This window comes from Paenibacillus sp. Y930 (assembly GCF_056786375.1).
Window position 1 is genome coordinate 301,544 of record NZ_JBXCIX010000005.1, and the last position, 11,507, is coordinate 313,050.

The 11,507-nt window shown below is 40.1% G+C and carries 9 protein-coding genes; 4 read left to right on the forward strand and 5 right to left on the reverse strand.

The genetic code is table 11. The annotated features are described in order from the left end of the window. Positions 1-60: 60 nt before the first annotated feature. Positions 61-804: a glycoside hydrolase family 16 protein gene (locus AC1TO5_RS16360; protein ID WP_482063897.1), complete on the forward strand. Its 744-nt coding sequence runs from the start codon at positions 61-63 to the stop codon at positions 802-804. A gap of 248 nt (positions 805-1,052) precedes the next feature. On the opposite strand, the gene AC1TO5_RS16365 is transcribed toward AC1TO5_RS16360, so the two are convergent. The 5 genes from AC1TO5_RS16365 to AC1TO5_RS16385 all read right to left on the reverse strand — a co-directional run bounded on the left by AC1TO5_RS16365 (position 1,053) and on the right by AC1TO5_RS16385 (position 7,929). Continuing rightward, entirely contained in the window at positions 1,053-1,517 is a 465-nt protein-coding gene (locus tag AC1TO5_RS16365; RefSeq protein WP_482063898.1) for a hypothetical protein, read from the reverse strand. 78 nt (positions 1,518-1,595) lie between these two features. Beyond that, positions 1,596-3,062 (reverse strand): C39 family peptidase, encoded by a 1,467-nt coding sequence (locus AC1TO5_RS16370; RefSeq protein WP_482063899.1) that lies wholly within the window; start codon positions 3,060-3,062, stop codon positions 1,596-1,598. 486 nt (positions 3,063-3,548) lie between these two features. Beyond that, positions 3,549-5,213, reverse strand: a complete 1,665-nt coding sequence (locus tag AC1TO5_RS16375) for a glycoside hydrolase family 13 protein (RefSeq protein WP_482063900.1) — start codon at positions 5,211-5,213, stop codon at positions 3,549-3,551. A gap of 141 nt (positions 5,214-5,354) precedes the next feature. Further along, positions 5,355-6,347 (reverse strand): LacI family DNA-binding transcriptional regulator, encoded by a 993-nt coding sequence (locus AC1TO5_RS16380; RefSeq protein ID WP_482063901.1) that lies wholly within the window; start codon positions 6,345-6,347, stop codon positions 5,355-5,357. 223 nt (positions 6,348-6,570) lie between these two features. Then, the gene (locus tag AC1TO5_RS16385; RefSeq protein WP_482063902.1) at positions 6,571-7,929 is read right to left on the reverse strand and encodes an SLC45 family MFS transporter; all 1,359 of its coding nucleotides are present in this window, start codon (positions 7,927-7,929) and stop codon (positions 6,571-6,573) included. An 854-nt stretch (positions 7,930-8,783) separates the two neighbouring features. On the opposite strand from AC1TO5_RS16385, the gene AC1TO5_RS16390 reads away from it, so the two are divergent. From AC1TO5_RS16390 to AC1TO5_RS16400, 3 genes are all read left to right on the forward strand, one after another. After that, the gene (locus AC1TO5_RS16390) at positions 8,784-9,650 is read left to right on the forward strand and encodes a sensor histidine kinase (protein WP_482063903.1); all 867 of its coding nucleotides are present in this window, start codon (positions 8,784-8,786) and stop codon (positions 9,648-9,650) included. After that, on the forward strand, positions 9,637-10,281 hold the full coding sequence (locus AC1TO5_RS16395; protein ID WP_482063904.1) for a response regulator transcription factor: 645 nt from the start codon (positions 9,637-9,639) through the stop codon (positions 10,279-10,281). The genes AC1TO5_RS16390 and AC1TO5_RS16395 overlap by 14 nt, the downstream gene beginning before the upstream one ends. Before the next feature lie 153 nt (positions 10,282-10,434). After that, positions 10,435-11,301 carry a CPBP family intramembrane glutamic endopeptidase gene (locus tag AC1TO5_RS16400; RefSeq protein ID WP_482063905.1) on the forward strand — a complete coding sequence of 289 codons (867 nt, stop codon included), beginning with the start codon at positions 10,435-10,437 and terminating at the stop codon, positions 11,299-11,301. The last annotated feature ends 206 nt before the right edge of the window (positions 11,302-11,507 follow it).

Consider the following 11,507-nt stretch of genomic DNA (forward strand, 5'->3'; position numbering starts at 1 on the left):
TCGATTGACCATACACTAAAATTAAGTATGCTATGGATAGATGAAAGGAGTGTGTAAGGGATGAACAAGCTTATATGGCAGCAGGATTTTACAGATGGAAAAACCGATCTAAGTGCATGGAACATTCGCCTTGGCAATGATTTGCTTGATAGTAATGGTAATGTCGTATGCCCAGGCTGGGGTAACGGTGAGCAGCAGTTCTATACGGGTAATTTTAACAATCTGTATATCAATGAATTTGGCTTAAACCTATGCGCGCGCCGCGAATTGATCGAGGTAGACGGCCGCAACTTTGCCTATACATCCGCACGGTTGGACACTAAGAACCATCTTTCTTTTTGCTACGGCAAACTAATTATCCGCGCAAAACTACCCGTAGGACAGGGGTTATGGCCTGCCATCTGGTTACTTCCACAGCAAGAGGTTTATGGACCTTGGCCAGCATCGGGCGAGATCGACATTATGGAAGCGAAAGGCCGCCTGCCTAAGCAAGTATCTGGAACGCTACACTATGGGAAAGATTGGGATAATAAAGTGACCGATGAGTTTTCTTACCAGCTGGAGAACAGTACAATTAACGAATTCCACGATTATACGTTGGAATGGGACGCCAACTCGATCCGCTGGCTAGTAGATGGACATTGCTACGCCGAGCGTCGCCAGCAGCCCGACATTATGCCCTTCGACGAGTCTTTCTATCTCGTGCTCAACCTAGCCGTAGGCGGCTGGTATGACAATGTCTCGGTGGATGAAGCTGCGTTGCCGGGGGTAATGACGGTTTTGGGGATTTGGTTGTATCAGTAGGGGGTGGTTATGATACTAGGGTGGGAGAGACATACTTAAGGGCTGGGATGCTAACAGTTCTTGGGGAGGTTGTTCAAAAAGCACTATAGCCCCTTCAGTGGATACGGAAGGGGCTATAGTGCTTTTTCTAGTTTGAGTCAGTTCTCTTTTGCTGCTTACTTTATTAAATATGGATTATCAACATTACCCGTTTACGTTCTATACTAACTATATAGTATGAACAAATAATTGAAGATGAAGCCTCCGCCCTAGGGTTGATATGGAGGGACTTCCATTACCTTTAGTCTACCGACAACTCTTTTAACTGTGTAGGTGAACTTATCAGTGATTGTGTCTAACTCCCGTGTTTGGAACAGGGTTCCGTCTTCATGCTTTAATGTAAGCAGAAATTTATATTCATCCTTGCTTACCTCGGTCTGATCAAGAATTTCTTTAAGGGAGATTTTAGGAATCAGCTCTAGATACTGATTGAATAATTTTTGCTCATCATTAGGGTCCGTTTCAGGAGATAAATTCATGAAAGCCTGGTAGCTACCGCCATATAACTCGACCAATTTTTCAGTATCTTGATTAGCAATGGCCTGAATGTATTGCTCCAACGTATGTTTCATATTCTCATCAGAATTCATCTTATCTAAGTTCGCCTCATTATTGTTGCTACACCCTACAAGGAAAAAAGCACAAATGACACATGCAAATATAATCTTCTTCATTATTCATTATCTCCTATTCATTTAATGTTAGTGTATTTTTTCAAATCAACTCTTTACCTTGCCTTCCGTATCCTTGATTCATTTTCCCGGTGGTATTATAAAATACCTAGTGAGATGCCTCTCCATATCAAGCAACATAGTTTGAGCATCCCTTAAATATTCTAGATAACCAAATGGCCCCATCATGTTGTAATTTGGGTCTGAAACGATAAAATTAACATGATTTTCCATCTTCCAGTAGCCCTTGATCATGGACGAATGTCCCTCTGGATTGTCTAGTTCCCTATACATGACATACAAGATGTTTCCTTTATCCAAATGATCTAACATCTTATCCAAATCCAATGTGGCATCAAAAGAATCAGTGAACTTCAAGCCATACTGCAGCATTACACTCTCGGCAACTCCATCTGTCCAGCCCAACCCATTCCATGGATTGGCCTTGCGCAAAGTCTCTGCTGAGGGAACATCCGAAAGTCCTTGATATCTCATTGCCATTTCCACAGTGGAAGGCATGCAATTCACTTGGCCATATTCACCTGTGACCTGCTGGTAAACATACCATTCATACGGGCGTTCATTGAGTACAATTTTCTCTTCAATATCAACTTGCTCCGTTCCCTCGTAGGATTTCATTAGGGTGGCCAAGGCCGCTACAACGGAACCATACGGTACCTTAGACTCTTGTAGCTTCAAATCTAACCGAAGAGTAGCGTCATAAGTAATAGCCGACATAAATGACCAATCGTCCCAGTTGCCGTTTTTTTCAGGCTCAAAATTCCCAGACTCCGACCAGAAAAAAAATCCGTTGGACTTCCATGCATTGATATCTTCCGTATCCTTAGGCTTGAAGGTTTGAACAATTTGTATTTCTCCAAATATAGCTTCATAGGCAGATACTAGCATTTCAGCTCCCATCAGCCTAGTCAATCGCTGATTCAATGCCGCTTCTCCTTCTAATACATCACCTAACACATAAGTTCTAGTCTCATTGGCAGTTTCTGTCCAAGTATGCAGTGCAGTAGCCGTATTGATCCGTTGGAGTAAGTCTCCAGTCGTAGCCGTTAGATCACCTCTTGAATAGAATCGTTTTTGAATTGAATCCTGAAGCTTCATAAGCCAATAGGCAACCGATCCATAATCCAAGTCGGAGGTCCATGCATCAACGATCTCAAACTGCTCGTACACTCCAATCAAAGTCATTTTCTTAACAGCATCACTAGCATCATACTTGGGGTTAACTTTAGAAATATCAATTTCCGACCCCAATGACTCGTAAGCCTCTACGAGCAAAGAGAAAAATGGCTCCAATCTCATGTTGCTATCAGGTGGCAATTTAGGAAGCTCAAAACCTCTTTGTCTTAAATAATCTACATCCTTTTCAAAAGCTGTTGCCTCCAAAACAGCCTCTTCCAACTCTGCCTGATTGTCCGAGCCAGGTGTCTGTTCTTTCGACAAATTACAAGCAGTGGAAACAAGAACAAGTGCCACTATACTAATAAGTATAAGTACTTGTTTCATATACATAACAATTTTATAATTCAAGATTTCGCCCCCCGCTTCGGTCTTTTAAGTATAACGTAATAGTCCTAACTTCATATGGACTTATCCTTACCATCTCTAATTTTCTCCAGTTTCCTCCATGACAACTTCGAGGGGAAGCTGCGCTTTCGATCGTACGGAGCACTTCCTCTGTCGTGGCTTGCCCGTACCAACTGTAAATGATCTTGATAGTTTGTTACTTAATTGTACATTTAAATTTCCTGTCTTGTCGCGCGATTTAGGTGACATATTCAAAGGGAAGGTGACAATTTTGTCATATTTGTTTTATCATCGGGGATTTCTTGCCTGTGGCATAATTCTCTCGATTCTCGTGTGCCGATGCGTATTACAACAACTACCGCTATACAGAGTGTTTGGGTGGTTTGTCACCTATTGAATACCGACGAACTGCATAACAAAAAAACCTCAGCTCTGTTAAAACGAGCTGAGGTTTCTTAAACTAACTTAGACTTCTTTTTGATGTCTTCATTATTTCGAACGATACATACGTGCTTCATACGGTGCAAGCGTCATATTTTGTTCATATGAATCCGATTTATTGATATTACTTAATACTAACTCAAAATTGTAGTTGTTTAACTGCTCAGGTAATGAAATCTGTGCTTCTTTACTAAACATATTAACAATAACAACTGCTTTTTCGCGATTCCATTCACGCGTATACGCATAAACTTGCTCATTGTCAGGCAGGATTAGGTCGTATTTACCGTATACTAATAGCTTATCAGCTTTACGTAGCTTAATCATTTTCTTGTAATAACTTAAGATGGAATTCTCATCTTGTTCCGCTGCAGCAACATTAATTGTTTTATAGTTTGGATTTAGCTTCAACCAAGGTGTACCTGTTGTAAAGCCAGCACCTTCTCCAGCCGTCCATTGCATCGGTGTACGAGAGTTGTCTCGTCCATTGATCCAAATCGGTGCCATAATTTCTTCATGCGTTTTACCCGCGGCAATTCCGATACGGTAAGCATTTTTTGCAGATACATCGTTGTAATCATCGATAGAGTCAAATTTCGTATTCGTCATACCAATTTCTTGACCTTGGTAAATAAACGGTGTTCCTTGCATAAAGAAGAATAATGTAGCCAGTGCTTTAGATGATTCTAACCAATAATTTTTATCATCGCCCCATACAGATACAGAACGTGGTAAATCATGATTTTCAAGGAATAACGCATTCCAACCTGTACCTTCTAAGGCATTTTGCCAGCGCGTATATACATTTTTCAGTGCCAATAAATCTAATTTACCTTCAGTTTCTTGACCCCAAAGTCCATTCGCTTCAAACTGGAAAATCATATTAAACTTACCGTTTTTCTCGCCAACCCAGTCATCTGCTTCGTTGATTGTTACACCGTTAGCTTCACCAACAGTCATAATATCATACTTTGCAAAGGTCTCACGGTGAAGTTCTTCTAAGAAAGTTTGAATGCCTGGTTGATTTAGATGATACGGGAATGAAGATACATAGTCTAAGCCATCTGGATTCGGTAAATCAGGGAAACCAGGCGCTTTTTTAATATGTGAAATCGCATCTACACGGTATCCATCTACACCTTTATCTAACCACCAGTTTACAGTATCAATTAGTTCTTTTCGTACTACTGGATTTTCCCAGTTAAGGTCAGGTTGTTTAGAAGAGAAGATATGCATAAAATACTGATCGGTTAACTCATCATATTTCCATGCTGAACCGTGGAAAATACTTTCCCAGTTGTTCGGTTCCTTACCGTCTTTACCATCTCTCCAAATATAATAGTCACGGTATGGATCATCTTTACTTTTTCTTGATTCAATAAACCAAGGGTGTTCATCGGATGTGTGGTTAATAACAAGGTCCAAAATCAACTTCATACCACGAGCATGTACTTGTTCTAGTAATTCATCGAAATCAGCCATTGTACCGAAATCAGCCATGATATCTTTATAATCAGAAATATCATAGCCATTATCATCATTTGGAGATTTATACATTGGACAAATCCAAATGACATCAATTCCTAGATCCTTTAGATAATCAAGCTTTGTTATTATACCTTGTAAGTCACCAATACCATCACCGTTCGTGTCAACGAAGCTACGTGGATAAATTTGATAAGCTACAGCTTCTTTCCACCATGTTTGTTTCATACTTATTTCCTCACTTTCACATTTCCTAATTATAAAAAATACTCTATAGATTACTACTGAGTATCTTTAGTTGTTGGGAACGATTTCATATTAATACGAAGAATATTAATTATAGGTAGATGATGGTTCACCTTTATACATTTATGTTGTTTTTCTGGCTACTAATTGAAAAGGTAATGTGTACATTTTATTTTCAACATCTTTACCTTCCAACCGCTTAATAATTAAATCCATTGCAGTATAGCCCATTTCACTGACAGGCTGTTTAATCGTAGTCAGTTCTGGTGATAGCATTTGTGCTAAGGGTTGATCGTCGAATCCAATGATTGCAAGTTCCTCTGGTATACGTATCCCCTGATTTCTAGCTTCCATAATTATACCTGCTGCAACTTCATCGCTTCCTGTGAAAATGGCTGTCGGCCTATCCTGCATATCATAAATCTGATGCAATACTTTTCGACCATCTTCTACAGTATGTCGCTTTATAAAAATCCAATTCGGATTGATTTCGATTCCAGCTTCTGTTAATACTTTCTGGTATCCTTGATTTCTGTCTTTATCTTTTCCTGACTGACTAAATAAGCCACCTGTGCAATAAGCAATTTTTCGATGTCCTTGGCTAACTAAATGTTTTACACCTTCGTATGAAGCCATAAATTGATCAACTCTTACCGTTGGTACGACCGGTTCAGATAAATACTCGTTACACATGACAATCGGACCATATTTCAAATAGTTATTTATTATATTCCAATCATTTTCATATGCCGTCATAATGACGCCATCAACTTGTTTATGTTTCATTAAATTCAGAAAATTTATTTCACGCTCACTATCTTCATGACTTTGAAAAATAATCGTCTGATATCCTCTTATATAACCTTCTTTTTCAATCGCTTCCACCAGGTGAGAAAAGAACGGATTAACTATTCTAGGGACAATTACGCCAATTATAGTACCATTTAACCCTCTTAATCTTTGAGCTGCTACGTTCGGTATATATCCTATTTCCTTCATGACCTTTAAAACACGTTCTCTTTTTTCTGGTGCAATATGCGGGTAGTTATTGATTACCCTAGACACCGTTGACTTTGAAACTCCTGAAAGGCGGACAACATCGTTAATATTAGGCATATATTTCACTCCGTACTAAACTATTTGGTCATTTCATAGAAATGAAATCGGGATTCATTTAATTACCCAATTATATTCCTGAAGAGACAACAAATCTATAGCCTAAGTCTACAAAGATAAAAAGAAGCGTCAAAGATTTTGAATAGTTCATTGACGCTTCTAAAAATCCAAGTGATGTGCTTCCTTATAGTACGACCCACCATAGTGTTATAAATAACACTACCTAACTTAAATAAGTTTCCTTAACAGTCACAACAGATATCGCTCCCAATACAAGTAAAACACCTGAAACTAAAAGCATAGCTGGCATTGAAGCACCCAATAATGGGAACAACGCAAAACTAAGACAAGAAGCAATAATTTGAGGGATACAAATACTACTGTTAAATAGACCTAAATATGTGCCCATATTTTCACCTGACAAAGCATTGGTTAACATTGTGAATGGGAACATCATCATACCTGCCCATGCAATACCAATGCAAAAGAATGAAACAATTAATACATTTTGATTTTCGATAAAGAATATAGTACCAAATCCAATTGCACCAATGAATAAACTTAATGCATACCAAATTTTGCGATGATCATTAGAAATACGTGACAGTACAAGTGACCAAATTACTGCGGCAATGGCTTGTACTGCAGAAAGAATACCAAACCAGTTACCTGCTGTTTGGTAGTTTGCACTAGAAGCGTCAGTTGTATTCCAAACATTGTCTGCAATTGCTCCTGTACCGTACGTCCATAAATACTGAAAACCCATCCAACAAAATAGTTGAACTAAAGAAATCGTCCAGAATATTTTTGGAGCTTTACGAAGTAACGCAATCATACTTACTTTTTCTTTTTTCGTCTTATGTTCTATTCCGTGATATGCGGCATATTCAGCAGGTGTATACTCCTTAACTTTTAATACAGTAAATAAGCTGCAAATGATTAGTATAACTGCACCTACATAGAAGGAAATGACTACTGATTGTGGTACAACTCCCTCAGGCGCTGTGTTGGAGACACCTAGAATCGTAAGAACAAACGGAAAAATACTAGCTAGTACAGCACCACTATTTGAAAGAAAACTTTGAATGGAATAGGCAAAACCCTTTTGTTCTTCATTGACCATATCACCAACCATCATTTTAAATGGCTGCATAGCTACGTTTGAAGCAACGTCCATGAATAAAATAGTAACGGCTGCAAAAGTCAATGCTACGACTGAAGTAAATCCAAAGCTACCTGAATTGGGCAGTAGACACATAACGATAACGGCGACTATAGCACCGACAATTAAATAAGGAATACGTCTCCCTAATCTGGGAAACCAAGTTCTATCCGATAAGTATCCTACTATAGGTTGAACAATTAGCCCCGCAAGCGGAGGTAATATAAAGAAAAAACCTAATGAGTGAGGATCAGCACCAATCGTTTGAAAGATACGCCCCATATTTGAACTTTGTAAAGCAAACGCCATTTGTACACCCAAGAAACCAAAACTTATCATCCAAATCATACTAATTGGAAGTTTAGGTAGTTGTCTTATTGTACTTACACCACTCATTTTTTCAGACTGTTCAGATATCATTACATCCTCCACTTATATTTATTTGGTTCTCTGTGTTGTTACTTACTAGGATCTATAGTGGATTGTTAAATTCATGGAAAACATTTTATGAATGAGTTGAAATCGATTTCAATTTAGTCAAAAAAATATACAAAATACCATTCCACATTACTCTAACTTAATAACAACAACACTTACAAGTATCTATAAAAGTTAATTAACTTGTTTTAAACCACAAGTTATTATAGTACCTTTTTTCACTCTAAACAACACTTTCCATAAAACAACTTAAATTTGTTATAAAATTGGAAATGTGTGCGTTTCAATTTATTTAAGGATAAACAAAAATCTCATTTATTTGTGATAAGGTTCACCGTAATATCTATAGAGCGAAATCGAAGGGTACCCCATTATATGCCCTCCACCGAAGCAACCAATCCGGTATGGGAAAGGCTGCAAAAAAAATCAACGCTTATAAGCAGAAGTACAATTGTTGAAAGAAAGCTATAATGATACACTGGGTTCATTGATACTGGTTTATTTTACTAGAAAAGAGGGATGACGATATAAAAAAAATATTATCTTTCATGGATTGGGGCATATTTGCTCTTCGTTTTTACCATTATATTTTGCTGTCGTCTCGGTTTTTCACAGAAAGCGAGCTGTCAAATCATACATTATTAAACGTAATCTGGCTGATGGCAGCGCTTATCGTCCCTATGATATTTTGGTTTCCTGGGCGGCGGGTGAACAAAGTCTGGTTTTGCATACTGGAGCTATTGTTGGGCGGTTCTTATTATGTGAATTCTGTCTTCCATCCGGATCTGACTTCAAAAGCAGACTACTTGTTGCCGAGTCTTATAATGGGGTACTTATTGACTAAGCAGACGCTCTGGATCATTCCCACAGTTGCTTTAATTCCTTTTATCTTTCAGTCTTATCTAAAATTACCTTGGGAACAAACTCTTAGTATCGGAACAGACAATCTTTTATTCTGCTTCATCGGCATTTGGGCAAGCTTCGTAGCCAATGCGTATTCTCAGAAAAATGAGCTGGTAGCCGAAGTGGAACAGCAAAATAAACTGTTAACCCACTACGCCGCTGAAATTGAGAAGATGACTTTGATTGAAGAGCGCAACCGCATGTCCAAGGAGCTTCATGATACACTGGGTCACTCCTTTATCTCACTCATTATGAGCCTTGATGCTTCCATTGCTCTTATGGATCGCAAGCCTGCCGAGGTCAAAGACAGGTTAATTCGTTTAAGAGCATTGGCTGAGCAGAATCTGGACGAAATGAGAAATATTGTACACGAGATGGGAGAAGAAGAGGAGTCGACTCTAATACGACAGGTTGAGGCGCTTGTGGTCAGTTTCCGGGAGCACACTGGAACAGTCCTGACGATGAGTCTGCTAGGAACAGAGCAGCCGATGCGTTTTGAAGTGCGACAAGCGATTCTTCGAGTCATTCAGGAGTCTTTTACGAACGCACTAAAACATGGAAAAGCGTCTCAATTGCATCTGGAGCTTCGATTTTCCGAGTCCATTCTGCAATTATTCATTCAAAATAATGGAAAGCCGATTGACAAGCTGGAATATGGCTTCGGCTTGACCTCTATGAAACATCGGGTTGAGCGGCTGGGAGGCAGCCTGTTTGTGTCATCTAAGGTGGGAACTGTAGCTATTACCGAAGTCAGATGTGAAATTCCGCTGAAAGGAGCGATGCTGCATGGCGAAAATTAAAGTGCTGCTTGCCGATGATCAGGAATTAATTCTGGAGAGTCTGCATATTGTCCTGTCCATGGAAGAGGATTTAGATATCGTCGGGTTAGCCAAGAATGGGGAAGAAGCAATCAAAGGCTGTGAGCAGTTTCAGCCGGATATTGTGCTGATGGATATCAATATGCCAGTCATGGATGGCGTTGCCGCAACGGCCCTGATTAAAGAACGGATGCCTATAATCAAAGTTATCATGCTCACCTCCTATCGGGAAGTAGAATATGTGTTGGCGGCGTTAAGCCATGGAGCAGAAGGTTATCTGCTCAAAGCCATTCATCCCAGGGAACTGGCTGCAGGCATAAGGGTGGTTCATGCGGGAGGGACTTTAATCACGCAGGAGATGGCAAGTAAAATGATCAAAAGTATGAACAATACTGCTGACACAAAAAGTAATGAATACGGGCTGAGCGCTCGTGAAGTTGAAGTGCTGCATAAGCTGGCTTCTGGCCTGCGCAATCAAGACATAGCTGAGGCGCTGTTTCTTAGCGAAGGAACGGTTAAAAATTACATCTCAACGATTTATTCGAAGCTTAATGTGAGGGGAAGGCGAGAGGCTGCCCGTAAAGCACGAGATTCGGGATTCATGGATCACTAAGAAGCCGATACCCAAGAAGCTGGTAGCTATTATAGATGCCAGCTTATTTGGGCATGTTCATATGATCAAATAATGACTAAAGCGCACTTTCTCTTTATGACTTTTTCAGCTTATACTCATGACTATCAAGCAATAGAGGAGCTGAAGCAAGATATGAAGAAAATGTTAGCACATAAAGAGAAAGAGCAAATTGGTGGGAAATTAAGTACATGGAATCGATTTTGGCGCTTTCCAATCATCTGGATGATTGTGGGATCTATCGGCATTATTCTCGTGGATGCATTATTCCGGCCATTAGCAGAACAAGCAGGGGGAGTTGCCTCCCTTCTTTTGACACTAACGGCTGGGGTTGTGGCCATCATCGTCTATAGGCTAACAATGAAATACATGGCCCGTCGGTCAATTCCTGAGATATCAAGAAAACGTGCAGGAATTGAAGCTGGCATGGGATTACTAACCGGAGCAATCTTTATCACGGTATCCACTTTTATTATTGTTGCTGCGGGAGGTTATTCCTTTCAATGGGCGGGTGCTGCGGATACGGGTTCTGTTCTAATCACTTCTATTACAGCAGCTTTAAGTGCAGCCATTATTGAAGAACTGATCTTTCGCGGGCTTATGTTTCAAGCCATTCAGAAATTGGGGGGCAGCTGGATTGCACTCGCTGTGACCTCACTATTCTTTGGAGTTGCCCATCTTGGCAATCCAGGGGCAACGCTATGGAGTGCATTCGCTATCACCTTAGAAGCAGGGGTTCTGCTCGGAGCTGCATTCTTGTGGCGACGGAACCTGTGGTTTGCCTTGGGGCTGCATTTTTCCTGGAATGCACTTGAGGGTTTACTTGGCATTCCTATTTCTGGACACTCTATAGCAGGTCTGTTTACTGTGAAAGTGAACGGTGCTGCATTTCTCACAGGTGGGGATTTTGGACTCGAGGGCTCGATTGTTCCGGTCATGATCAGTCTTCTGATTGCCATTCCCATGCTGATTGGCGCTGCACGGAATCGGGCATCATCGTGATGCCTGATGATCCAGTCTGTTGTAGCAAGCAATTCAAGCCCATATGGCATGTGATCTATTTCTAGGTATCTAGTCCCAAAGTATGAAAAGGACGGCTTTTATAAGCGTCAAACTCACCCACAACTCAATAAGAAATGAGGTAATCCTTCGGGGCTTTCCCGTAAGCAGCTTATTTCTAGAAAATGTTCAGTCTGCTGATTTAAAAA